The organism is Rhodococcus sp. IEGM 1351 (genome assembly GCF_030056875.1).
GTDB lineage: Bacteria > Actinomycetota > Actinomycetes > Mycobacteriales > Mycobacteriaceae > Rhodococcus_F > Rhodococcus_F opacus.
On record NZ_JASHKU010000002.1, the window covers coordinates 372,266 to 396,774 of the forward strand.

Annotated in this window: 24 protein-coding genes and 1 pseudogene; 9 read left to right on the top strand and 16 right to left on the bottom strand. The window is 68.8% G+C overall.

Translation table 11 applies throughout. From position 1 onward, the window contains the following. Positions 1–8 precede the first annotated feature (8 nt). The 6 genes from ybeY to hrcA all read right to left on the bottom strand — a co-directional run bounded on the left by ybeY (position 9) and on the right by hrcA (position 5,668). Complete coding sequence (ybeY, locus tag QM806_RS04895; RefSeq protein ID WP_054248715.1) at positions 9–551, bottom strand: rRNA maturation RNase YbeY; 543 nt, start codon at positions 549–551, stop codon at positions 9–11. Between the two features lie 36 nt (positions 552–587). Next, a complete protein-coding gene (locus tag QM806_RS04900) occupies positions 588–1,661 on the bottom strand; it encodes a PhoH family protein (protein WP_005247930.1) in 1,074 nt (357 codons plus the stop codon). 186 nt (positions 1,662–1,847) lie between these two features. After that, positions 1,848–2,615: an alpha/beta hydrolase family protein gene (locus QM806_RS04905; protein WP_054248716.1), complete on the bottom strand. Its 768-nt coding sequence runs from the start codon at positions 2,613–2,615 to the stop codon at positions 1,848–1,850. A gap of 6 nt (positions 2,616–2,621) precedes the next feature. Beyond that, the gene (locus QM806_RS04910) at positions 2,622–3,383 is read right to left on the bottom strand and encodes a 16S rRNA (uracil(1498)-N(3))-methyltransferase (protein ID WP_167117240.1); all 762 of its coding nucleotides are present in this window, start codon (positions 3,381–3,383) and stop codon (positions 2,622–2,624) included. A 2-nt stretch (positions 3,384–3,385) separates the two neighbouring features. Continuing rightward, complete coding sequence (gene dnaJ / locus QM806_RS04915; protein ID WP_005247937.1) at positions 3,386–4,537, bottom strand: molecular chaperone DnaJ; 1,152 nt, start codon at positions 4,535–4,537, stop codon at positions 3,386–3,388. Between the two features lie 87 nt (positions 4,538–4,624). After that, positions 4,625–5,668, bottom strand: a complete 1,044-nt coding sequence (hrcA, locus tag QM806_RS04920) for a heat-inducible transcriptional repressor HrcA (RefSeq protein WP_005574647.1) — start codon at positions 5,666–5,668, stop codon at positions 4,625–4,627. 209 nt (positions 5,669–5,877) lie between these two features. On the opposite strand from hrcA, the gene QM806_RS04925 reads away from it, so the two are divergent. Beyond that, the gene (locus tag QM806_RS04925; protein ID WP_005261240.1) at positions 5,878–6,195 is read left to right on the top strand and encodes a type II toxin-antitoxin system VapB family antitoxin; all 318 of its coding nucleotides are present in this window, start codon (positions 5,878–5,880) and stop codon (positions 6,193–6,195) included. Positions 6,196–6,243: 48 nt separating this feature from the next. On the opposite strand, the gene hemW is transcribed toward QM806_RS04925, so the two are convergent. Continuing rightward, positions 6,244–7,482, bottom strand: a complete 1,239-nt coding sequence (hemW, locus tag QM806_RS04930) for a radical SAM family heme chaperone HemW (RefSeq protein ID WP_218960884.1) — start codon at positions 7,480–7,482, stop codon at positions 6,244–6,246. Between the two features lie 123 nt (positions 7,483–7,605). On the opposite strand from hemW, the gene QM806_RS41605 reads away from it, so the two are divergent. The 6 genes from QM806_RS41605 (at position 7,606) to QM806_RS04955 (ending at position 13,273) form a co-directional block, all read left to right on the top strand. Beyond that, positions 7,606–7,698, top strand: coding sequence for an Ms4527A family Cys-rich leader peptide (locus tag QM806_RS41605; protein ID WP_368681498.1), 93 nt, complete (start codon positions 7,606–7,608; stop codon positions 7,696–7,698). Positions 7,699–7,818: 120 nt separating this feature from the next. Beyond that, positions 7,819–9,540: a nitrite/sulfite reductase gene (locus QM806_RS04935; protein WP_005574645.1), complete on the top strand. Its 1,722-nt coding sequence runs from the start codon at positions 7,819–7,821 to the stop codon at positions 9,538–9,540. Next, positions 9,504–10,274: a phosphoadenylyl-sulfate reductase gene (locus QM806_RS04940; protein WP_051055396.1), complete on the top strand. Its 771-nt coding sequence runs from the start codon at positions 9,504–9,506 to the stop codon at positions 10,272–10,274. The genes QM806_RS04935 and QM806_RS04940 overlap by 37 nt, the downstream gene beginning before the upstream one ends. Beyond that, on the top strand, positions 10,271–11,224 hold the full coding sequence (gene cysD / locus QM806_RS04945; RefSeq protein ID WP_005261244.1) for a sulfate adenylyltransferase subunit CysD: 954 nt from the start codon (positions 10,271–10,273) through the stop codon (positions 11,222–11,224). Before QM806_RS04940 ends, cysD begins: the two co-directional genes overlap by 4 nt. Positions 11,225–11,226: 2 nt before the next feature. After that, positions 11,227–12,513 (top strand): sulfate adenylyltransferase subunit 1, encoded by a 1,287-nt coding sequence (locus QM806_RS04950; RefSeq protein ID WP_054246751.1) that lies wholly within the window; start codon positions 11,227–11,229, stop codon positions 12,511–12,513. A 4-nt stretch (positions 12,514–12,517) separates the two neighbouring features. Further along, positions 12,518–13,273 (top strand): sirohydrochlorin chelatase, encoded by a 756-nt coding sequence (locus QM806_RS04955; RefSeq protein ID WP_043793988.1) that lies wholly within the window; start codon positions 12,518–12,520, stop codon positions 13,271–13,273. Here QM806_RS04955 and QM806_RS04960 read toward each other — a convergent pair. From QM806_RS04960 to QM806_RS04990, 7 genes are all read right to left on the bottom strand, one after another. After that, entirely contained in the window at positions 13,209–14,258 is a 1,050-nt protein-coding gene (locus tag QM806_RS04960; RefSeq protein ID WP_005574643.1) for an aminotransferase class I/II-fold pyridoxal phosphate-dependent enzyme, read from the bottom strand. The genes QM806_RS04955 and QM806_RS04960 overlap by 65 nt on opposite strands. A gap of 1 nt (position 14,259) precedes the next feature. After that, complete coding sequence (locus QM806_RS04965) at positions 14,260–15,282, bottom strand: 3-oxoacyl-ACP synthase III family protein (RefSeq protein ID WP_005574642.1); 1,023 nt, start codon at positions 15,280–15,282, stop codon at positions 14,260–14,262. 3 nt (positions 15,283–15,285) lie between these two features. Next, positions 15,286–15,945 (bottom strand): SRPBCC family protein, encoded by a 660-nt coding sequence (locus tag QM806_RS04970; RefSeq protein ID WP_167117243.1) that lies wholly within the window; start codon positions 15,943–15,945, stop codon positions 15,286–15,288. Then, entirely contained in the window at positions 15,942–17,654 is a 1,713-nt protein-coding gene (locus QM806_RS04975; protein WP_283290605.1) for a thiamine pyrophosphate-binding protein, read from the bottom strand. The genes QM806_RS04970 and QM806_RS04975 overlap by 4 nt, the downstream gene beginning before the upstream one ends. Positions 17,655–17,842: 188 nt before the next feature. After that, a complete protein-coding gene (locus tag QM806_RS04980; protein ID WP_005574640.1) occupies positions 17,843–18,601 on the bottom strand; it encodes an anti-sigma factor family protein in 759 nt (252 codons plus the stop codon). Next, the gene (locus QM806_RS04985; RefSeq protein WP_005247969.1) at positions 18,598–19,104 is read right to left on the bottom strand and encodes a sigma-70 family RNA polymerase sigma factor; all 507 of its coding nucleotides are present in this window, start codon (positions 19,102–19,104) and stop codon (positions 18,598–18,600) included. Before QM806_RS04985 ends, QM806_RS04980 begins: the two co-directional genes overlap by 4 nt. Before the next feature lie 120 nt (positions 19,105–19,224). After that, positions 19,225–19,626, bottom strand: coding sequence for a DUF1801 domain-containing protein (locus tag QM806_RS04990; RefSeq protein ID WP_005574639.1), 402 nt, complete (start codon positions 19,624–19,626; stop codon positions 19,225–19,227). Positions 19,627–19,776: 150 nt separating this feature from the next. Here QM806_RS04990 and QM806_RS04995 point away from each other — a divergent pair, with 150 nt between their 5' ends. Both QM806_RS04995 and QM806_RS05000 read left to right on the top strand, forming a co-directional pair. Continuing rightward, complete coding sequence (locus QM806_RS04995) at positions 19,777–20,637, top strand: universal stress protein (protein WP_007299485.1); 861 nt, start codon at positions 19,777–19,779, stop codon at positions 20,635–20,637. A gap of 249 nt (positions 20,638–20,886) precedes the next feature. Further along, positions 20,887–21,555, top strand: a pseudogene (locus tag QM806_RS05000) (Stf0 family sulfotransferase); the annotation flags it as partial. A gap of 20 nt (positions 21,556–21,575) precedes the next feature. Here QM806_RS05000 and QM806_RS05005 read toward each other — a convergent pair. Then, on the bottom strand, positions 21,576–23,069 hold the full coding sequence (locus QM806_RS05005; protein ID WP_043794258.1) for a UDP-N-acetylmuramoyl-L-alanyl-D-glutamate--2,6-diaminopimelate ligase: 1,494 nt from the start codon (positions 23,067–23,069) through the stop codon (positions 21,576–21,578). Positions 23,070–23,126: 57 nt separating this feature from the next. Next, the gene (locus QM806_RS05010; RefSeq protein WP_005575150.1) at positions 23,127–24,509 is read right to left on the bottom strand and encodes a sulfatase family protein; all 1,383 of its coding nucleotides are present in this window, start codon (positions 24,507–24,509) and stop codon (positions 23,127–23,129) included.

Here is a 24,509-nt window from a genome sequence, read left to right on the forward strand (position 1 = left end):
CGTGGCGGTTACTGGTCGGGTGAGTCGAAGAAGCCGGCCTTGCCGAGCAGCTTCTGATCCCGGGCAGCGAGTGCGGCGTCGCGTTCGGCCCTGCGCAGATCCTCGTACCAGTCCTCGAGCAACTGGTTCTGCAGCCCGAACATCTCCTTCTCCTCCTCCGGTTCGGCGTGGTCGTAGCCGAGGAGGTGGAGCACACCGTGCACGGTGAGCAGAGCGAGTTCGTGGGCGAGCGGGTGACCGGCCTTGTCGGCCTGGTCCGCGGCGAAGGACGGGCACAGCACGATGTCACCGAGCATCGACGGGCCGGGCTCGGGCGAGTCCGGGCGACCGCCGGGCTCGAGCTCGTCCATCGGGAACGACATCACGTCGGTGGGACCGGGCAGGTCCATCCACCGCATGTGGAGGTCGGCCATGGTGGCCGAGTCCACGAGGACCATCGACAACTCGGCCGCGGGGTGCACGTCCATCCTCGCGATCACGAAGCGGGCAACGCTGATCAGCTCCTCTTCGGAGACGTCCATGCCCGATTCGTTCGAGACTTCGATGCTCATGTGTGTCGCTTCCTCCTGGTTCCGGCGACACTCACCCTACCGTCGTGGAGAACGCGAGTGCGCCGCTCTCCGCTGTGCGCGGTTCCCGAGCTCGACCTTGCCGTCCCGGTCCGCCTCGAAACGCTCGTACGCGTCGACGATGTCGGACACCAGCCGGTGCCGGACCACGTCGCTGCTGTTGAGTTCGGCGAAGTAGATGTCGTCGATGTCACCGAGGATCTCGGTGGCCGCGCGGAGCCCGGACCGGGCACCGCCCGGCAGGTCCACCTGCGTGACGTCGCCGGTGACCACGACCTTGGACCCGAAGCCCAGCCGGGTGAGGAACATCTTCATCTGCTCGGCGGTGGTGTTCTGCGCCTCGTCGAGGATGATGAACGCGTCGTTGAGCGTGCGGCCACGCATGTACGCCAGCGGCGCCACCTCGATGACACCCGACTGCATCAGCTTCGGGATGGCCTCGGGGTCCATCATGTCGTGGAGCGCGTCGTGCAGCGGGCGCAGGTACGGATCGATCTTCTCGTGCAGCGTGCCGGGCAGGAACCCGAGCCGCTCGCCCGCCTCGACCGCGGGGCGGGTGAGGATGATCCGCGACACCTGCTTGGTCTGCAGGGCCTGCACCGCCTTCGCCATGGCGAGGTAGGTCTTGCCGGTACCGGCGGGCCCGATGCCGAACACGATGGTGTTGGCGTCGATCGCGTCGACGTAGCGCTTCTGGTTCAGCGTCTTCGGCCGGATCGTCTTGCCGCGCCGCGACAGGATGTCGAGGGTCAGGACCTCGGCGGGTGATTCGCTCAGCCCCTGCGTGAGCATGCCGACCGTGCGACGTACCGCGTCGGGGGTCAGCGGTTGCCCGCGACCGACGATGGAGCCCAATTCGGCGATGACCCGTTCGGCGAGCGCGACGTCGCCGGGCCGTCCCGTCAGCGTGACGGCGTTGCCGCGTACATGGATGTCTGCGTCCAGGACCCGTTCGAGAGCGCGCAGATTCTCGTCGGAAGAACCGAGGAGAGGCGGGACCGTTTCGGGTGGGAGATCGATACTCGAACGCACGGTGCGTTCCGCCGGACGCGTGGCGCCGAACGTCTCGCCGTTCTGGTCTTGTTCGCTCACGTGAGGAATATGGCCTTCTTCCCGGTTCCTGGTTGGTCACGACGGTCGTCGTGCTGAGGGAAGTCTATCGCTCGCAGGTCACAGCGCCCACCCGATTACGCGACGCCGTCACGACTTCGGGACATTCGGATGCCCGCCCGGTCACTGCCGCGCCTCGCCCGCCGACGCGGGCCCCGTCGTCGGGCGTCAGCCCGAGCACTCACCGGCGTCGGACAGCAGGGCGTCCCGCGAGATCTTCCAGCAGTCGGTCTCGGGATTGAGGAACGCGTAGTGGTCTTCGCCCTCGACGACGTGCAGCGCGACCGGGTCCCCGGCCGCCCGCGCGACCTCGCTGTACCGCACACTCACCTTCGCCGGAACCTGCGCGTCCTCCGTGCCGTGCACGCACACCACCGGCACCCCGGTGGGGATGCGGTGCCGTGGGGACGCGGCGCGGTACCGATCGGGGTCTTCGTCGAAGGGGACGCCGAGGAGATCCTCGATGTAGCCGATCCGCCGGCCCCGCTCCCCCGCGGACGCGAGGTCGAGGGCGCCCGCCTGGGACACGACCCGCTCCGGCCGGACCGTGGTCTGCCTCTCCCCGGCGAGCCACACCGCGAGCTGTCCACCGGCGGAGTGGCCGACGACCCGGACCTTCGACAGGTCGAACGGGACGGGCGACTGCTCGGCGACCGGACCGGCGATCGCGTCGAGCGCGGCGAGAACGTCGGCGGACATCTCGTCCCACCGGCCGCCCGCACCGAGCCTGCGGTATTCGATGTTCCAGACGGCGACGCCGTGGCGGGCGAGGTCGACCGCGAAGCTCGTGCCCAGGTTCAGGTGGTACTTCCCGCTCCAGAAACCGCCGTGGACGACCATCACCACCGGGACCGCGGCGGCCACGGGCTCCTCGGGCGGGTAGAAGTGCCCGAACTGCTGCGGTTCGTTTCCGTAGGCGATGCGAATGCGGTCCACGGACAGTCAGGCTAGCGGGGCCGCGCCCCAGCGGTCCGTGAGGACACCGATGGCGCCCAGCGCGACGGCCGCGGCGGTCGAGGTCCGCAGAACGTGCGGACCGAGCAGCACCGGGACGGCGCCGGCGTCCGTCAGCGCGGCGATCTCCTCCTCGGAGATACCGCCCTCCGGGCCGACGACGAGCACGATCTCGGCCGCCGAGCGCAGTGGAAGCTCGGCGAGGCCCTGGGTGGCCGCCTCGTGCAGCACGGCGACGACGCCGCCCCGGCCGACCACCTCACGGACGACGGCGAGCATCCCGGCGGTGCGGTGCAGTTCCGACACCTCGGGGACGATCGCCCGCCGGGACTGCTTGGCGGCGGCGAGAGCCGCGCTACGCCAGCGAGCGACACCCTTCGCGACCTTGGGGCCTTCCCACCGGGCCACGCAACGCGACGACTGCCACGGCACGATCGTGTCGACTCCGGCCTCGGTGGCCAGCTCGACCGCCAGCTCGGACCGCTCCGCCTTCGGAAGCGCTTGCACCACAGTCACACTCGGCGACGGCGCCGACACCTGACGACGCTCGTGAACGGTGAGTTCGAGCCGGTCCTTACCGGCCCCCGTCACCTCGGTGTCGGCGAGACCACCCCGGCCGTCGGCGAGCACGATCCGCTCCCCGACACCGATCCGGCGCACCGTCGCGGCATGCCTGCCCTCCGGGCCGTCCAGGACCGCGGTGCTCCCCACCTCGGGCAGCGGGTCGAGGAAGAAGACCGTCGCCGCCACGGTCAGCGACCGCTGAACGCTTCACGCAGGCGTGAGAACAATCCGCCGCTGTGCTGCGACTGGGTGGAGACGACCTCGGCGACGTCGCGGTCGCGCAGGTCCTTGAGTTCGCGGAGAAGCTTCGTCTCCTTGTGGTCGAGGCGCGACGGAACCACGACCTCGAGGTGGGCGTGCACGTCGCCGCGGATGCCGGAACGCAGCTTCGGCATGCCGTGCCCGCGCAGGACCGTCACCGATCCCGGCTGAGTTCCCGGCTCGATGGTGATCTCCTTGGGTCCGTCGATGATCGTGTCGATCGTCACGGTCGTGCCGAGGGCGGCGTCGATCATCGGTACCCGGATCGTGCAGTGCAGGTCTTCGCCGTCGCGCACGAACACCTCGTGCGCCTGCTCGACCACCTCGACATACAGGTCGCCTGCGGGTCCGCCACCGGGGCCGACCTCGCCCTGCGCGGCGAGCCGGATCCGCATTCCGCCTGCGACGCCCGCGGGCACCTTCACCGTGATGTCGCGGCGGGCCCGCACCCGGCCGTCGCCGCCACACTTGTGGCAGGGGTCGGGGATCGTCTCGCCGGCGCCGCGGCAGGTGGGGCACGGCCGCGACGTCATGACCTGGCCGAGGAACGAACGCTGCACCGACTGGACCTCGCCCGCGCCGCCACAGGTCTCACAGCGCACCGGCTTGGAATCGCCGTTGGTGCCCGCACCGGTGCAGCTGTCGCACAGGATCGCCGTCTCGACGGTGACCTGCTTGCTCACGCCGGTCGCGCATTCCGCCAACGTCAGCCTGGTGCGCAGGAGTGAATCGGCGCCCGGCTGGACGCGGCCGCGCGGCCCGCGGCCTGCACCGCCTCCGCCGCCGAAGAACGCTTCGAACACGTCGCCGAGGCCGCCACCGAAACCGCCGCCGAAGCCGGCACCGCCGCCGCCACCACCCGAGGAGAGGGGGTCGCCGCCGAGGTCGACGATGCGACGCTTCTCCGGATCGGACAGCACCTCGTAGGCCGTCGAGATGTCCCGGAACCGGGCCTGCGCCGCCTCGTCGGGGTTCACGTCGGGATGCAGTTCCCTCGCAAGCTTGCGGTACGCGCGCTTGAGCTCCTGATCGGTCGCCTTCTGATCGACGCCGAGCGTTGCGTAGTAATCCCGTGCCACGTTGAGTCTCTCGTCCTTCTCTACTTCGTTATCTCGCTACCGGTACCTGTGCTCGCCCCACGGCGGCGCTGTCGCCGGGGCCGGCCGTCAGCGCTCCGCGAGCACCTGGCCGATGTATCTCGCAACGGCTGCCACCGACGCGATTGTTCCCGGATAGTCCATTCGGGTGGGTCCGAGCACGCCCATTCCGCCGAGCACGGTGCCTGCCGCACCGTAGCCGGTCGAGATGACGGAGGTGCCGCGCATCTGCTCCACCTGGGTTTCCTCACCGATCCGCACCGTCACGGTGCCCGCGTCCTGCGTGGCGGCCAGCAGCTTGAGCACCACCACCTGCTCCTCCAGTGCCTCGAGGACCGCGCGCAGCGAACCGGGGAACCCGCTGATTCCCGAGAAGTCGGCAGCGTTGCGGGTCAGGTTCGCGGTGCCGCCGAGGACCAACCGCTCCTCGGGATGCTCGACGAGCGTTTCCACCAGCACGGTGGCCGAACGGATCACGGCGTCGCGCAGATCCTCCGGGGCCTCGTCGGCGAGTTCCGAGACCGCGATGGACGCCGCCGCCAGCCGCTTGCCGTCGAGGGCGCCCCCGAGCAGTCCGCGCAGCCGCGCCAGGTCCTGGTCGTCGAGCACGTCGCCGAGTTCGACGATGCGCTGATCCACTCGACCCGAATCGGTGATGAGCACCAGCAGCAGGCGGGCAGGCGTCAGCGCGACCACCTCGAGGTGCCGGACCGACGACGCCGAGAGTGTGGGATATTGCACAACCGCGACCTGGCGTGTGAGTTGCGCGAGCAGGCGCACACCGCGCCGGAGAACGTCGTCCAGGTCGACCCCGGACTCGAGGAAACCGAGGATCGCGCGCCGCTCCGCCGTCGACAGCGGCTTCACGTCGGCGATGCGGTCGACGAACTGCCGGTAGCCCTTGTCCGTGGGAACACGGCCGGAACTCGTGTGCGGCTGGGCGATGTAGCCCTCGCTCTCGAGGAACGCCATGTCGTTGCGGACCGTCGCACTGGACACACCCAGGTTGTGCCGCTCGACCAGCGCCTTCGATCCCACCGGCTCCTGGGTCGAGACGTAGTCGGCGACGATGGCGCGGAGAACCTCGAACCGTCTGTCGTCCGTACTCGACATCGCCGTCCACCTCCAGTTCTCGATCATCACGAGCAGCGGCGTCACCGAACCTTCGTTCGGATCGGCCGCCACATCCCCTGAGCTACGTGCAGATGCACGTGCATCTCGGCTCGGTCCAGTCTAATCGCCGCGCCGCCGATACCGGTTCAGGCCTTACTGTGGTGACCGGAGACGAGCAGAGGCAACGACCACGGGCGGATGACGAGGCGATGATTTTCAAAGGTGTCATGGACGGCAAGCCGTACCCGGACCACGGGTTGTCGCTGCGCGACTGGTCCAAGATCCCACCCCGGCAGGTGCGGCTGGACGAGATCGTCACCACGACGAAGGTTCTCGAGCTCGACCGGCTGCTGTCGGAGGACTCGACGTTCTACGGCGACCTGTTCCCGCACGCGGTCCAGTGGCACGGGGTGCTCTACCTCGAGGACGGACTGCATCGGGCCGTGCGCTCGGCACTGCGAAACCGCGTCGTGCTGCACGCCCGCGTCTTCGACTACGACGAGATGCCCGGCATCGTCACGGCCTGAGGATTCGAGGGCTGAGCGGTCGAGGGCTGAGCGGTCGAGGGCTGAGCGTCAGCGCAGCACCGTCCGGACCACGGCGTCGGCGAGGAGCCGCCCACGGTCGGTCAGCACCAGGTGCTCGCCCTCGCGCACCAGCAGTCCGTCGGCCACCACGGTCTCGGCCGCGCGCTGCTCCGCGGCATCCAGCTCCGCCACCGGGAGTCCCGTCCGCAGCCGCGCGGTGAGCATCACCCGCTCGACGTGGACGTCCTCCGTGGTCAGCTTTTCGCTCCCACCGACGGGCAGACTTCCCGCCGCCAGCTGGTCCGCGTAGCGCGCCGGGTGCTTGACGTTCCACCAGCGAACACCGCCGACGTGGCTGTGCGCGCCCGGCCCGGCGCCCCACCAGTCCCCGCCGTCCCAGTACCCCAGGTTGTGCCGGCAGCGTGATTCCCCCGTCGCGGCGTCCGCCGATGCCCAGTTCGACACCTCGTACCAGGTCAGGCCCGCGTCGGCGAGCCGCGCGTCGATGCGCTCGTACCGCGACGCCAGGACGTCGTCGTCGGGCGCGGGCAGTTCCCCGCGGCGCACCTTCCTCGCCAGCGCGGTGCCGTCCTCGACGATCAGCGCGTAGGCGGATACGTGGTCCACCCCGGCGGACAGCACGGCGTCCAGCGAGAGGTCGAGGTCCTCGTCGCGCTCCCCCGGCGTTCCGTAGATGAGGTCGAGATTGACGTGCTCGAATCCGGCGGCCCGGGCCTCCTGCGCCGCCGCCACCGCACGTCCGGGTGTGTGGGTGCGGTCGAGCACCTTCAGCACGTGCTGGGCCGCCGACTGCATGCCCAGCGAGATCCGCGTGAATCCGCCGGCGAGCAACCGCTCGAAGAACTCCGGCGACGTGGACTCCGGGTTCGACTCGGTGGTCACTTCGGCGCCCTTCGCGAGGCCGAAGCTCGAGCGGACCGCACCGAGAACGTCCGCCAGTCCGTCGCCGCCGAGGAGTGACGGTGTGCCACCGCCGACGAACACCGTGTCGACGGCCGGGGCGCCCGTCATCTGCGCGGCGAGGTCGAGTTCGCGGCGCAACCCCTCCATCCACGACTGCGGCGACGCCGACGTCCCCAGCTCGCCTGCCGTGTAGGTGTTGAAATCGCAGTATCCGCAGCGTGTGGCGCAGAAAGGCACGTGCACGTAGATCCCGAACGGGCGGCTCCCCACCCCCGCCAGCGCACTCCCGGGCAGCGCGAATGCCGCCGCCTCGTCGCGTCCGACCGTGGGAGTGCTCGTTCCGTTCACCCTTACAGTGTCCATGGTCGGCTCACCTCCGGTGTCCACCCGACCGTCGCGGGCCCCTCCTCGTGATATTTCCCGCAAGAATGGTGGAAATCGGTGCCCGGCTCTGCGTGAACGATCTGACGTGGCACAATGGTCGGCATGACCGGACCCGGAGTGCGACTTGTGGCGCGTCGTCACGTCGATCTCAAGCGTGTCTGCAGCTGTTGTTGTCTGCCCTGTATCGCGCAGTAATTCAGCCTGTCAGCCCGTTCATCATTCTTCTCGACTTCCGGCCGGATTCGAATGCCCCGAGCGAGGACCAGCCCTCCTCCTCGGCCTCAGCCGGTGCATCTTGAGATTCAGGAGTGCTCCATGACGTCGACCACCGACGCCTCCCCCGCTGCCGTCGATGCAGCACCCGCGCGTACGCGCACGGCGAAGCCGGCCCGGCGACGCGCCGAAGGCCAGTGGGCCCTCGGCTACCGCGAGCCCCTCAACGCCAACGAGCAGGCCAAGAAGGACGACAACCCGCTCAACGTCCGGGCCCGCATCGAGAACATCTACTCGAAGCAGGGCTTCGACAGCATCGACAAGGGCGACCTGCGTGGCCGCATGCGCTGGTGGGGTCTCTACACCCAGCGCGAGCAGGGTTACGACGGCACCTTCACCGGTGACGAGAACATCGACCTGCTCGAGGCCAGGTACTTCATGATGCGGGTCCGCTGCGACGCCGGCGCCCTCAACGTCGAGCAGCTGCGCACCATCGCCGGCATCTCCACCGAGTTCGCGCGTGACACCGCCGACCTGTCGGACCGCGAAAACGTCCAGTACCACTGGATCGAGGTCGAGAACGTCCCCGAGATCTGGAAGCGCCTCGAAGGCGTCGGCCTCAAGACCACCGAGGCGTGCGGTGACTGCCCCCGCGTCGTCCTGGGTTCACCGCTGGCAGGCGAGTCGCTGACCGAGGTCCTCGACCCCACTCCCGCGATCGACGAGATCGTCCGCCGCTACATCGGCAAGCCCGAGTACTCGAACCTGCCGCGCAAGTTCAAGACCGCGATCTCCGGTCAGCAGGACGTGGTGCACGAGATCAACGACGTCGCGTTCGTCGGGGTCAACCATCCCGAGCACGGTCCCGGCCTCGACCTGTGGGTCGGCGGCGGGCTGTCCACCAACCCGATGCTGGCGCAGCGGGTCGGAGTCTGGGTGCCGCTCGACGAGGTTCCCGACGTGTGGGAGGCCGTCGTGTCGATCTTCCGCGACTACGGCTACCGCCGGCTGCGGAACAAGGCCCGCCTGAAGTTCCTGGTCAAGGACTGGGGCATCGAGCGGTTCCGCGAGGTCCTCGAAACCGAGTACCTGAAGCGCAAGCTCATCGACGGCCCCGCGCCGGAGAAGCCCACCCGGCCGATCGACCACGTCGGTGTGCAGAAGACCCGCAACGGTCTCAATGCCGTCGGCGTCGCCCCCATCGCGGGTCGCGTGTCGGGCACGATCCTGGCCAAGGTCGCGGACGCCGCGGAGCGGGCGGGCAGCGACAAGATCCGCTTCACGCCGTACCAGAAGCTGATCATTCTCGACGTCGCCGACGACAAGCTCGAGCAGCTGATCGCCGACCTGGACGAGGTGGGCCTGCCCGCGCGTCCGTCGCACTGGCGCAAGAACCTGATGGCGTGCTCGGGCATCGAGTTCTGCAAGCTGTCGTTCGCGGAGACGCGGAAGCGCTCGCAGGTGCTCGTCCCCGAACTCGAGCAGCGGCTCGCCGACATCAACGCGCAGCTCGACGTGCCGATCACGATCAACATCAACGGCTGCCCGAACTCCTGCGCCCGCTCACAGGTCGCCGACATCGGGTTCAAGGGGATGCTCGTCGACGACGGCGAGGGCAACCAGGTGGAGGGCTTCCAGGTCCACCTCGGCGGCAGCCTCGGATTCGATTCGGCCTTCGGCCGGAAGCTTCGCCAGCACAAGGTCACCAGCACCGAACTCGGTGACTACATCGATCGCGTCGTCCGCCAGTTCGTGAAGCACCGCAACGAGGGTGAACGCTTCGCGGAATGGGTCGTGCGCGCAGACGAAGGAGACTTGCGTTGAATCTCGCCACAGCCACACAGGACGACCTTCGGCTCCTTGCCGCGCAGGGGGCGGCAAGTCTCGAGGGTGCCTCCGCGCACGAACTGCTGCGGTGGACCGAAGAGACGTTCGGGGCCGGGGCGAGCGAAGCGACGGGGTATCGGAACAGCTACATCGTCGCGTCGAACATGCAGGACGGCGTTCTGGTCCACCTCGCCGCCCAGGTCCATCCCGGTGTGGACGTGCTGTTCCTCGACACCGGTTACCACTTCGCGGAGACCATCGGCACCCGCGACGCCGTCGAGCAGGTGTACGGCGTCAACGTGATCAACGCGCGGGCCGAGGCGAGTGTCGCCGAACAGGATGCGGCGGAGGGCAAAGACCTGTTCGCCCGCGAACCCAACCGGTGCTGCGCACTGCGGAAGGTCGCCCCGTTGAAAAAGACCCTCTCCGGCTACAAGGCGTGGGTGACCGGCATCCGGCGCGTCGAGGCGCCCACCCGCGCGAACGCCCCCCTGATCTCGTTCGACGACGCGTTCGGTCTGGTGAAGATCAACCCGATCGCCGCGTGGTCCGACGAAGACATGCAGTCCTACATCGACGAGCACTCGATTCTGGTGAATCCGCTCGTCGACGAGGGATATCCGTCCATCGGGTGCGCTCCGTGCACCAGCAAGCCAGCCCCCGGCAGCGATCCGCGCAGCGGCCGCTGGGCCGGTCAGGCCAAGACAGAATGCGGGTTGCACGCCTCATGACCATCGACATCTCCACTTCCCTCGCCGAATCCGCCGTCCGGCCGCAGTTGGACGGGTCGCAGTTCGACACGCTCGACGCGCTCGAGTCGGAAGCCATCCACATCTTCCGTGAGGTCGCGGGCGAGTTCGAACGCCCGGTGATCCTGTTCTCGGGCGGCAAGGACTCCACGGTGCTGCTGCACCTGGCGATCAAGGCGTTCTGGCCTGCACCGCTGCCGTTCGCGCTGCTGCACGTCGACACCGGACACAACCTGCAGGAGGTCCTCGACTTCCGCGATCACGTCGTGTCCAAGTACAACCTGCGCCTGCACGTGGCGAAGGTCGAGGACTACCTGGCCGACGGCCGGCTCACCGAACGCCCCGACGGGATTCGCAACCCCCTCCAGACCGTTCCCCTGCTCGACGCCATCGCCGAGAACCGTTTCGACGCGGTCTTCGGTGGCGCCCGGCGCGACGAGGAGCGTGCCCGGGCCAAGGAGCGCATCTTCTCGCTGCGCAACAGTTTCGGCCAGTGGGACCCGAAGAAGCAGCGCCCCGAACTGTGGAACCTGTACAACGGCAAGCACTCCCCCGGTGAGCAGGTCCGCGTCTTCCCGCTCAGCAACTTCACCGAACTCGACATCTGGCGGTACATCGCCCGTGACAACGTCGAACTGGCCAGCATCTACTACGCGCACCAGCGCGAGGTGTACCAGCGCGACGGCATGTGGATGACGCCCGGTGTGTGGGGCGGACCGTCCGAGGGTGAGGACCTGCAGACGCTGTCGGTGCGGTACCGCACCGTCGGCGACGGGTCCACCACCGGCGCAGTTCTTTCCGAGGCCGGCGACAACGAGGCGATCCTCGCCGAGGTCGCAGCGTCCCGGCTGACCGAGCGCGGCGCAACCCGCGGCGACGACCGAGTTTCCGAAGCGGCTATGGAAGACCGCAAGCGAGAGGGCTATTTCTGATCATGAGCGACCTTCTGAGGCTTGCCACCGCCGGCAGCGTGGACGACGGCAAGTCGACCCTCGTCGGCCGTCTGCTGTACGACACGAAATCGGTTCTCGCAGACCAGATCGACGCCGTCACCCGGGCGTCGGTCGACAAGGGGCTGTCCACTCCCGACCTGTCCCTGCTGGTCGACGGCCTGCGCGCGGAGCGTGAACAGGGCATCACGATCGACGTGGCGTACCGGTACTTCGCGACACCCCGCCGGTCGTTCGTCCTCGCCGACACTCCCGGGCACGTGCAGTACACCCGGAACACGGTGTCGGGCGCGTCCACCGCGCAGATGGTCATCCTGCTGGTCGACGCCCGAAAGGGTGTCATTTCGCAGACCCGCAAGCACGCCGCCGTTCTCGCGCTGCTCGGCGTCCCCAAGCTGGTGCTGGCCGTCAACAAGATCGACCTCGTCGAGGATCCGGCCACCGTGTTCGCGAACATCTCGGCGGAGTTCAACTCGCTGACCAGTTCGCTCGGCTGGGCGTCCGAGGACGTCGTCGAGATCCCGGTGTCTGCTCTGCACGGCGACAACGTCGCGGTGCGTTCGGAGAACACCCCGTACTACGACGGCCCCACGCTCATCGAGCACCTCGAGTCGGTGCCCGTCGACGCCGAACCCCACCGGGTCGGTCTCCGTTTCCCCGTCCAGTACGTGATCCGTCCGCGAACGGCGGAGTTCCCGGACTACCGCGGGTACGCCGGGCAGGTCGCCGCGGGTGAGGTGACCCCGGGCGACGAGGTGGTGATCCTGCCGTCCGGTGTCCGCACCACGGTCACCCGCATCGACACCGCGGACGGCGAACTCGACAGCGCCCACGCCGGCCGCAGCGTCACTCTCGTGCTGGCCGACGACGTCGACGTCTCCCGCGGCGACGTCATTGCCTCCCCCGCCGACGCCCCGGAACCGCTCGGCGAGTTCGACGCGACCGTCTGCTGGCTGGCCGAGAAGCCACTGCGTCCCGGCGCGCGCCTGCTGCTCAAGCACGGCACCCGCACCACGCAGGCCATCGTCGGCACACTCGTCGAGCGTTTCAACGAGCAGGAGCTCACCTCGGAGCCCAGCCCGGAGTCGTTGGAACTCAACGAGATCGGCAAGATCTCGGTGCGGGTCGCCGAGCCGATCGTGGCGGACGACTACACCGTGAACCGCCACACCGGCAGCTTCCTGCTGATCGACCCGGCCGGCGGCAACACGCTCGCGGCCGGCCTCGTCGGAGATGCCATCGCAGCGGTGGAGCTCGGCGAGCGCGTCTAGTGCGATGACCCCGCTGATCGCTGTCGCCCACGGCAGTCGCGACCCCCGCAGTGCGCGGGTGGTGGCGGCTGCCGTGTCGGCGCTCCGGGCGGTGCGACCGGACCTCGACGTGCGGTTGTGCTTCCTCGACCTCAACGCGCCGTCCGTGGACCAGGTGCTCGACGCGGTCGCCGCCGAGGGGCATTCCTCCGCCGTGGTCGTGCCGATGCTTCTGGGTAGCGCGTTCCACGCACGCGTCGACCTTCCGGCGCTCCTGGACGCCGCCCGCCTCCGTCACCGCCACCTGCACGTCCGGCAGGCGGACGTTCTCGGGCACGATGCGCGGCTGGTCGAGGCGGTCCGTCATCGCATCGGCGAGGCCGGCGGTTCCGTCGACGAGTCCGGTCTCGGGATCGTCCTCGCCGCGGTCGGTTCGTCCGACCCGGCCGCGAACGACCGAACCCGCGAGCTGGCCGAATCGGTCGCCGCGGGCACCCGATGGTCGGGGGCGGTGACGTGTTTCGCGACGTCGGCGGAACCGACGGTGCAGCAGGCGATCTCGACGCTGCGGCAGGCCGGTGCCGCGCGCATCGTGATCGCTCCGTGGTTCCTGGCTCCGGGACTGCTCACGGACCGGTTGAGCCGTGCGGCGGAATCCTGCGGATCCGGCATCACCTACGCGGCCACCATCGGACCGCACCCCCTACTGCTCGACGTCATGCTCGACCGGTACTCGCAGACACACACGGAGCTGCAGCGGTACCGGGCACTGTCGGCCTGAGCGCGTCGATCACCGCACGCCCGGCGTCCCGGCTCCCGACCGCTATCCGCGCGTCGCCATTGGGGTAGGTGCGCGCGTGGATGCCGGCACGGGCGAGTGCGTCACCGACTTCCTCTCCGGGGATGTACAGGAAGTTGGCCCGACTGCGCGGGACGGGAATTCCCATCGCCCGCACCGTGCGCCACAGTTCCTCCCGTTCGGCGACGATGGCAGCCACCCGGGCACGGAGCTCGTGCTCGGCGGCGTACGACGCCGTGACCGCGGGAACGGCGGCGCTGCCCATCCCGAACGGCAATTGCAGCGTTCGAATCGTCCGCGCCAGAGCCGCATTCGCGAAGCCGAATCCGATACGCAACCCGGCCAGACCGTACGCCTTGGAGAACGTTCGCAGGAACACGACGTTCTGGTGTTCGGCGATGATGCGATGCACGTCCAGGACCAGTCGGCGGTCGACGAACTCCACGTAGGCCTCGTCGAGGACGACTATCACCCGGTCCGGCACACGACGGAGGAATTGCGCCAGCTCGGCGGTGTCGACGAGCGTCCCGGTGGGGTTGTGCGGGCGGCAGACGACGACGAGCCGGGTGCGGTCGTCGATCGCGGCCGCCATCGCGGCCAGATCCTGCCCGCCGTCCGGGAGAATCGGTACCGGCACCGCGTCGAGTGCCGCGATGCGCGCCATGATCGGGTACCCGTCGAACGTCGGGGCGGTGAACACGATCCGCTCCCCCGGCCCGGCGACCGAGCGCATGATCTGCAGTGCGACGCCGGTGGCACCGGCGCCCACCACCACCTGATCGGCGTCGAGCCCTTCGTGATCCGCGATGATCTCGATCAGCCGGTCGGGCAGGAACTCCGGATACCGATGCGCCCGGCGCATCACACCGTCGAGCGCGTCGAGCACGGAGGGCAACGGGGCGAACGGGTTCTCGCTCAGCGCGAGATCGAATTTCACACCGGGTCCCGCGACGGTCGGCGTCGTCATCTCACACCCCCGCCGGGGCGGCGCCCCATCGAATCGCCCCGGCCCCGGCGAAGTCGCCCGCGTGCGCGAACGCGGACATCATCACCAGCGAACCGTTGGGGATGCGGCCTGCCCGGTTCTCGATGTCGAGGGTGACGGGGATCGCGGCGCCGAACAGGTTCCCGCATTCGTCGAACGTGTCGGGGTGTCGTTCCGCCGGTAGCTCGAGTGCGTCCCGCCAGTTGCGGAGGAACAGCCGGTTGGGCTGGTTGGTGACCAGGGTGTCGATCGCGTCCGGGGTGATGCCGATCTGCTTGCACACCGCGAGCGCCACCTCGGGGACGAGCCGGTTCCCGCGGGCGAAAACCTTTGCGATCCTCGATTCGGTGAACCCGATGTGCAGTTGGCCGGTGCCCGCCTCCCAGTACCTGCGGGGCGGATCGACGGCGGCCGTCATGTCCCCGGCGAACTCGGGGTAGGTCCGGCACTCGAGCCCGAGCACCGGCGCGGCCTCCGACTTCACCAGCAGGCATGCGCCCGCGCCGTCACCGGGCACCGCCGACTGTGCCAGCGCGCGCACGTCCGATTGCGTGAAGATCTGGCCGGCGCTGTTCTGCACCGACACGATCAGGGCGGTCGACGCGTCGCCGGTCTGCATGATCTGACGGGCCAGTTTGATCATGTACACGAACGACGCGCAGCCGCCGTTGTGCAGGTCCACCACCCAGTCCGGGGTGATTCCCATCCGGCGCGCGAGTTCTCCGCCGGTGCCCAGGATCGGGACGTCGGGCAGCTGGGTGTGGGTGATGAGAATGTCCACGTTGGCGACGAGTTCGGAGCCGTTCCGCTCGACCAGCGGGGCGATCGCACGTTCCGCCATGTCGACGGCGTTCTCGTCGCTCGCGATGTGGTGGCGGAATTTCGGCGCCCGGAACATGATGTTCTCGGCGAGCCGGTCGGAGGCGGCGAACTGGGCGAAATAGTCTGCTCCCACCCGGTTCTCGGGTAGGTAGCCGGCAATGTCGATCAGGCTGACGGTGTCCATGTCTCACTCACTCATCCAGGTCGGGGTCACGGGCAGGTCGTTCGCCCACCGGTATTCGCAGATCGCCTTGAGATTGCTCATCTCCAGTTGGTGTCCGGCGGCGAACATGTCCCAGAAGTCGCCCACCCACGGAACCCGGTCCGCGGGGGCGGTCTCGGGGTAGGGATTGTCGTCGTAGAACGGATGGTGGCAGTTGGTCCACAACACGACGGATCCGTCGACGTCCAGGACCGTGCGCGCGTCCACCACCCGCATCAGATACACCATCCACAGGTGTTTGCCCTGGTCCCAGGCGCAGTGATAGTCGACGGTCATCGCGGCCGGGTGTGCCACGGTGCGCGTGTAGATCTCGGTGGTGTCGCCCAGGCGGTCGTACGCGAGCCACAGCCCGGGTTCCCCGGCCGGGGTGAATCCCCGGAGGCTGTACGTCCATTCCTCGAGGCTGCGGGTGTGGGAGAGGTAGCGGAACACCTCGTCCGGCGGGCAGTCGATGTATTCGTTGACAGTGCAGTACTTTCCGAACACCTGGTCGTGCGGATACACCGACCTCAGCATGTCCATGATGAGCGGTGTCGTCGCCTGACGGTCGGAGGTCTCGATGCGGACGAGGCCGGGCAGGTCGGCGGGAAGGTCGGGCAGCGGGGCAATCTCTCGGGCGGTCATCGGCGTACTCCTTCTCGGGATTCGGATCTCTCGGTCGGCTGTCGGGCGGGCAGGAACGGCAGGAACGGCGGCAACTCGTCGGCGTCGCAGGCGACTTCGATGACAGCGGGCCCCGCCGAGTCGGTCGTGGCGCGGAGAGAGTCGGCCAGGCCGACGGGCGTGTCGACCGTGTGGGACGGCAAGCCGGGGAACAGTGCGCCGACTCCCGCCGCAATGCGGGCGGGACGAAACCGGCTGTAGGTGTATGCGCCCTCGAAGTACACCTGCTCGCGGGTCAGGCACATCGCGTGGGCGTTGTTGTTGAACACGACGAACGTCACCGGCACGTCGTACTCGACCGCCGTGTGGATCTCGAGCCCGTGCGCGTAGAACGCACCGTCGCCGGCGATCACGAACGTGCGTCGGCCGCGCGAGAACGCCGAACCGATCGCGGCGCCGAACGTGTAGCCCATCCCGCCCATTCCCAGCGCCACCACGAACCGGCCTCCGGCAGTAACCGGAAGGTGATGCACCACAGCGGCACCCGTGTTTCCGGCGTCCGCGAACACGTCGGCACCGGCAGGCATCACCGCGGAGAGCGCCTTCACCGCGTCCGTGTAGCGCAGGCCCGACGTGCCGGACGACGGCACGTCGATCGGGGTCGGATCGCACTGGGCGACAGGCGCGCGCGAGGCCGCCGGTCCGATTTCGGTGACGAGCCCACGCAGTGTCGCCCGCAGATCCCGCGTCGGCACGTGACAGGCCTGCAGATACGGCTTCGCCGAGCCGACGCTGTACACCAGCGTCTTCTCGAGCACGGCATCCAGACCTCCCCGTGCCATCACCGGCAGTCGTGTGCCGACGAGGAGGCAGACATCGGAAGCCTGTAGTGCGTCGACCACATCCGGATTCCCCATCGCGCCGGTGACCCCGAGCCGCCCGGGCGCCCCGGGATCGAGCACGTCCCTCGCGTCGGGCGTGACGGCGACCCGGGCACCGAGCACGTGCGCGAGTTCCGCGAGTTCCGTTCGCGCGCCGGCTCGCGCGACCTCGTCGCCGGCGATGACGGTGATCCGTCCGTAGTCGTCGCGCAGGGCTTCGGCGAGCCGCGCGACGTCCGTCGTGGTGGTGCGGGGTGCCGTCGAGACCGTTCGAGGCGGTTCCGGGAACTCGCCGATCGCTTGCTGAATGTCCTTCGGCAGCAGGAGAACCGCCGGTCCGCCGCGGCGCGCGGCGGCCAGCGCCTCGGCGAGCTGGCGTTCGAGGTCGAGCGGCGACTCGACACGCGCACAGTACACGGACACCTCGCCGAACAACCGGGTCGCATCGATCGACCCCGCCAGTCCACTCGTGTCCTGGAATGCGCCCATCCCTTCGAGCGTCGTCGGCGGTTGCCCGACCAACGCCAGAAGCGGTATACGGGACGCGAATGCTTCACCGAGCCCGGCGATCACATTGAGCGCGCCCCCGCCCGACGTCGCCGCGACCACCCCGATCCGGTTCGAGGTCCGGGCATACCCGTCGGCCATCGTCGTCGCCGAGAACTCGTGTTTGGCGACGACGCCCTCGACGTCGCGGGAGCGATGCAGCGCGTCGTACAGGTCCTCGATGTTCGCGCCTCCCACACCGAAGACGTGCTCGACCCCCTCCGCGGCCAGCACCGCGACGATGTAGTCGGCGACGCGCATGGTGCGACCGGTTTTCCGTGGCTCGTGATCCGTGAGATTCATCGGCAGACCCCCGTGTCGTGGATCGGACGGGGCGACCTGCGGTCACCCACTGGATGTACACACGAACCACGAACCGGTCGGGTTCACCGGTGGCAGAACATTTTTCCGGAAAACGTTCGTGATGAACGAAACACGGCGGTGGAGCGAGCAGGAGGTATGAAAACCGACCCGGCTCCCTGGCGGCCCGCTCACAACGCCGTGGTCAGCAATACCTGATGGTCGTCGTCGGATCGGACGTCGATGCTCGCGATCGCGTCGACGGGCAGGCTGGTGGTGGCTGTGGGCCGCACCGTCCTGCCGGCCTCACCGGTCCAGGTGGCCAGTGTGGTGACCACTCCGGAGCGGTCGGTGACGGTCAGCGCGTACCCCTCGGTGTCGGCGCCGTAGCGACCGTCGCCGGGCCACGTGTCCTCGTAGGAGCACTCGACGAAGATGACCGTGCCCCAGGACGTCGACGCGACGGATGCGCTCGCGGTGATCGTCGTCGGGACCACGGGCGTGAACACCGTCTCGGTGGTGTTCGCGCGGTCCGGGACGGGCATGGCCGTCACCGGGGCGGCCGGTGGGTGGTCCTGCGTCACCAGCACCCCGACGGGGACGGCGACGGCGACCACGGCGGCCGCCGCTGCGAGGGCCGTCGCCGCTCGCCGGTAGCGTCTGCTCCGCTGCACCGTGCCCACCAACTGGGTCAGCACACGCGGTGCGGGCGACTCCTCGTCCTCGGGCGCAGCGTTCCCGGGCAACGTGCCGAACGCCTCGTCCGGTGTGATCAGGGCCAGCAACCCGGGCATGCCCGCCAGTTCGGACACGGCCTGCGAGCACTGTGCGCAGTGGGCGAGGTGGGCCTCGTATTCGCGCCGATCGCTCGGGGACATCGCGCCGAGCACGTATGCGGCGTCCCAGCGGACGTAGGGATCCTCGTGCGACTCGAAGTCGTCGAACGTCATCGGGTCACCCCCATTTCCTGCAGAGCCAATCGAAGGGCCCGCAAGCCGTAATGCATGCGGGATTTCACCGTTCCCTCCGGTATTCCGAGTTCGTCGGCGATCTGGTTGGTCGACATTCCCCGGTAGTAGCCGAGCACGAGGACCGCACGATGGTCGGGGCTGAGCCGGGCCAGCGCATCACCCATCATCCAGGCGTCGAGAGCGCCGTCCGAGCTGTCCGGGGCAGCGCGTTCGGGTGTGGAGCTCATCCCGATCTCACGCTGGGAGCGGGCGCTGCGGTGCTCGTCGAACACGAGGTTGCGGGCGACCGTGAACAACCACGCCCGAGCCGACGACTCCGACTGGTCGAGCACGTTCGGATGCTTCCAGGCTCGCAGCAGTACCTCCTGCACGATGTCCTCGGCGCGGGCGCGGTCGCCGGTCAGCCGCAGGGCATATCGCCACACTGCGGGGGCATGCTCCTCGTACAGGGCGTGCATCAGCTCGGTCTGGGCATCCGGCATCGGTCACCACCTCCCAGCAGTACACACGGTTCAACCGCGCCTCCGGTTCACCGCCCACCGAAACACAGGGAAACCCCAGGTGAGCCGGATCGCAGCGGCCGAAAACCCTTGGCCCGTAGATTAGGAGGTGTTCAGTGCCACGGCGGCGTGGACGAGGGCCTGGAACGCCTCCTCGTCGATCGTGTCGCCCTCGTGGAAATCGATGGCACGCCGGGTGTTGCCTTCGAGGCTGGAGTTGAAGAGTCCGGACGGGTCGTCCAGCGAAGCACCCTTGGCGAACGTCACCTTCACCGCATTCTTGTACGTCTCACCGGTGCAGATCATTCCGGCGTGCGACCACACCGGAACTCCTCTCCACTTCCACTCCTCGACGATGTCGGGGTCGGCCTTCGTGACGAGGGCGCGGATCCGGGCGAGCGTCTCGCCCCGCCAGTCACCCAGCTCCTCGATGCGCGCATCTATCAACTGCGAGGGAGAGTCGCCTCCGCCTCCCTCGTCCGAGCCGCTCGTCCGCTTCTTCATGGTGGACCGTCGCTCCCCTTCTGGCTGTCGTCGCTCGCCGTCACTCGAGTATCCCTCGCACATCGTGCCGGGATCGGCTACCGACCGATTTGCCTCTGGCGCGTCGACGCCGTCCTGGACCAAACTGGAATGGAGGTGAGGAGCAGCCCCATGAGCACAGCACGGATTCGACGCGGCATCGTGGCAGGCATCGACGGATCGGACGGCGCGCTGGAGGCGGCGGCGTGGGCGGCATCCGCGGCGAGGCGCTTCGAGGAGCCGCTGCGCCTCGTCCACGTGTTACCCAAGCATCCGAATTCCGCGGACGGTCACCCCGAAGGGGACGAGTTCCTCGACGCCGCCGAGCGCACCGTCCTGGACGGGCAGCGGGACCTGGACGTGGAGCGCAGTACCCACCCCGGCCCGCCCGCCCACGCGTTGGTGGAATTGTCCAAGACGGCCCGGATGCTGGTTCTCGGGCCCGCGGCCACGAGCGAGATGAAATCGGTGGTTGCCGGTTCCGATGTCGTGCGGGTGTCGAATCGAGCCGAATGCCCGGTCGTCGTCTGGCGCGGCATCCAAGGCCACGAGGTCAGCGAAACCCGGCCCGTCGTGGTGGGGGTGGACGGCAGCGAACTGAGCGACCTGGCAGTGGCCCACGCGTTCGAGTTCGCGGCGTTCTTCGGCGCTCCCCTCGTCGCGGTGCACACCTGGGCCGAGCACTCCACCCTCGGTGCGTGGTACTCGGAGGAAAGACGCTTCACCGACTGGTCCGATCTGGTCCAGCACGAGGAGGCGTGGCTCGCCGAGAGCCTCGCCGGGTGGCGCGAGAAATATCCCGATGTCGAGGTCACGCGCTGCCTCGAGCGTGGTGGGCCGATGAAGGTACTCCTCGAGTACTCGTTCGGTGCACAGTTGATCGCGGTCGGCAGTCACGGGCGAAATCCGTTCACCGCGTCGATCGTGGGCTCGACGAGCCAGAGCCTCATCCACCACGCCCGGTGCCCGGTGCTCATCTGCCGAAAAGGCTGAACACCGGCAGGATCCGTTTCTCCCCTTTTCGATCAGCCTGATTCATATTCACGCTTCGCGGCGCCATTTCCCCGGCGGGGCGCGACCCGAATTCCTGTGCCAGAACACTGCCCTGACCTGCTGACATACAGAACATCACGGCGCTGATATCGGACACTCACACGCAGCAGAAAATGCCAAGTGCTGCAATCACACCAATTCGATTTCCTCCAGATTTCGGCACCGAATTTCGCGTTTATAGTTTCCGGCATGTCGGAGCCACGCCCATATCTCGTGTGCGCGTCACAGCGCAGCGGCAGCACTCTGCTCGTCGAATCCCTTCGCGCCACGACCGTGGCCGGCAACCCCGAGGAGTTCTTCCAGTACCTGCCGTCCACCAAGCGATCACCGCAGCCGCGGCAGTGGTTCGAGGGCGTCACCGACGAGACGGTGCTCGCACTGCTCGCCCCGCTCGAACCGGGGACCGCCGACACCCGCACCGCGGAGCAGTGGCGCGATCAACTGCTCAGCCTCGGTCGCACGCCCAACGGGGTGTGGGGCGGAAAGCTGATGTGGAATCAGGTGCCGCTCGTCCTCGACCGCGCCGCCGGACTTACGGACCGGTCCGGCGACGACCTGCGGTCCGCCCTCGACGACATCCTGGGCCGCGACCTCGCCTTCATCCATGTCTACCGGCGTGACGTCGTCGCGCAGGCGGTGTCGATGTGGCGGGCGGTGCAGACTTAGGTGTGGCGCGACGACGCCACGCCGCCCGCCCCGCACGACGGCGCCGAATACCACGCGGGCGGCATCGCGCACCTCGTCCGCATTCTGCGCGATCAAGATGCGCAGTGGCGCAACTGGTTCGAGGCCGAGGGACTCGACCACATCGACATCGGTTTCGACGATCTCGTCGCGCGGATTCTCGCCGAACTCGCCCGGCACGAGACGCTGCCGGCCTAGCCTGCGACGAGCCGGAGGAGTGCCTCGTGGAGCGCAATCCGGTCGTCGAACACACGCCGGCGCGGTCCGTACGCCTGAACCCGATCGTGCCCACGGCCTGCGACCACCACGACGTCGCCCGGCGCGGCGAGAGTGACGGCGGCGACGATCGCCTCGGCGCGGTCGGGTAGGACGAGCACGTCGGCGCCGCCACCACTGCGTGCTCCTCGCGCCACGTCCTCGCGCAGGCGCTGCGCGTCGTCGGAGTACGGACTCTCGTCGGTGACGATGACCGTGTCGGCGAAACGGGCTGCGGTCGCACCGAGCGGGACCCGCTTGCCGGGATCGCGCTCACCGGTTGCCCCGACGACGGCGATGACCCGGCCCCGTGTCAGGGAACGGAGGTACGGAAACAGACGTCGCTGACCGGCCGTGTTGTGCACGTAGTCGACGAACGCGAGGAACGGCTGGCCCGCGTCCACCGCCTCCAGGCGTCCGGGCACCGTGTCGAGGTTCTCGAGCCCGCCGACCGCCGAGTCGAGGTCCACACCGCGAGCCGCGAGGGCGGCGATCGCCGCCAGTGCGTTGTCCACCTGGTGCACTCCGAGTAGCCGGAGCCGCACCTGTTTCCGTGCCCCGGCGCCGTGAAGTGTGAACGACGTGCCGCCCTCGTCCGCATGCACGGCGGCCGCGTGGAAGTCGGCCGCCGCCGTCCTCGACGAGAACGTCACGCGGGGCACGGCGACGGTGGCGGCGAGGCGGCGTCCGAACTCGTCGTCGATGCCGATGGCTGCCGCGGCGCAATGCCCCGGTTCGAACAATCTGGCCTTCGCCGCGAAGTACGCGTCCATGTCGGGGTGAAAGTCCAGATGGTCGCGGGCGAGGTTGGTGAACACCCCCACCCGGAAGGACGTTCCGTCGATTCGGTGCAGAGCGAGGCCGTGGCTCGACACCTCCATCGCGACGGCGCCGATCCGGTGCTCGGCGAACGCGGCGAGGGTCTGCTGGAGTTCGCACGCCTCGGGAGTCGTCCGGGTCGCGGTGCGTGACCCGTTCGGTCCCCGGACGGTGATCCCCGTCATCATGCCGGTGGCGACACCTGCCGCGCGCAGTCCCGCGTCCAGCAGATACGCGGTGCTGGTCTTCCCGTTCGTCCCGGTCACGCCGTAGACGTCGAGTGCCTCGGACGGATTGCCGTAGACCCACGCTGCCAACGGACCGAGAACACGACGCGGATCGTCCACCACGACCGTCGGCAGGACGTCCGACCCGCGGTCGCTGAGCATCGCGACAGCACCGCGCGCCGCGGCCTCGACCGCGAACTCGATCCCGTGCCGGTGCCGCCCCGGCAGCGCCGCGTACACGTCGCCGGCCCGGACGAGCCGAGAGTCCTGGTTGATACCCGTCACCGCTGCCTCGCCGGACCCGCGGAGCGTCGCCGAGCGGCCGAGGCGGCGCACCATCTCGCGCAGTAGCTTCGGCGGGGTACACCGCGGGCAGTCGACGCTCACGCTTCCAGTGCACCACTGCCGTGCAGGTCGCGGCGACGGAACCGCATCATCCGGCCGCTACCCGGCGGTTACGTCGCTCCGCGGCTCGGTGAGGATTCCGCGTGCCGAACTGTAGGCCGAACGCACGTCCGGCACCCGGCCGAGTGTGGCGAGGTATTCCTCCATCGCCTTCCGGGCGTAGGCCGTCCCCTCCGCCTCGCTCGGAATCGAGTCGCCCGTCGCCCGCCGCCACGTCGCGAGTTCCAGCGCCAACTCGGCCTGTGTCCCGGCGAGGTCCTCGGTGTCGGCCAGGTTGTCGCGCTCGCCGGGATCGGCGACCAGGTCGTAGAGTTCCCGGCTCGGACGCGGCCCGAGATGCTCGGTGCCCAGCGCCGCACCGGACAGACTGTTCTCGATGTCGAGGGGCAGATCGAGCTTGGGCCGGGGTGCGTAGTTCTCGATGTAGCTGAACTGCTTGGTGCGCACCGCGCGAATGGGATCGAAGCTGTCGTGGAAGGTCTTCTCCGTGAACAGGACGTCGCGCGCCGTCGCCTCCGACCGGCCCAGCAACTGCCCGGCGTGGGACACGCCCTCCACCGCCGCGGGGATCGGGATCCCGAGCAGATCGAGGAGGGTGGGAACCAGATCCACCCCACTGAACAGGTCGTCGTAGACGCGGGGCGTCGCCCGCAGCCTTCGCGGTGGCCGGATGATCGTCGCAATTCCCGTGCCCGGCGCATACAGTGTCGACTTCGCACCGGGGAACGCCTCGCCGTGGTCGGTGAGGAACACGACCCACGTGCTGTCGTCGAGCCCCTCGTCGTCCAGCGTCTGCAGCAACCTGCCGACGGCCGCGTCGGCCACCTCGATCGACCCGTGGAATCCGGCCAGATCCGCACGGACCTCCGGCCGGTCGGGCAGGTACGACGGAACGTCGAAACCCTCGGGATCGGCGGGGACATACCGGTCGACCGGGTACGGGCGGTGGGTCTCGAAGAAACCCGCGGTCAGCAGGAACGGTTGCGGAGGGAACCGCGCCAGCCACCGCGACGCCCGATCGGTGACGTATTCGCAGTACGAGTTCGTCACGTCGTACTCGTGGAAGCCGAGCCGCTTGGGGTACGCGGTCTCGTGCTGCATCCCGAACAGAGCCGTGTACCAGCCCGCCTCCGCCAGCAGGGACGGCAGCGTTCGGACGTCGTCGTGGTACTGCCAGCCGTGGTGTGCGAGGCCGATCAGACCGTTGCTGTGCGGGTACCGGCCCGAGAACAGAGCGCCACGCGACGGCGAGCACAGCGGCGCCGCCGCATGCGCGTCCGTCAGCAGCACACCCTCCGCGGCGAGCCGGTCCAGGTTCGGACTCCGCACCCCCGACGCGCCGTAACACCCGAGGTGACGGCCCAGGTCGTGCCAATGCACGATCAGAACGTTGTCACGGACGGGATTCACCGGGGTCGCCAC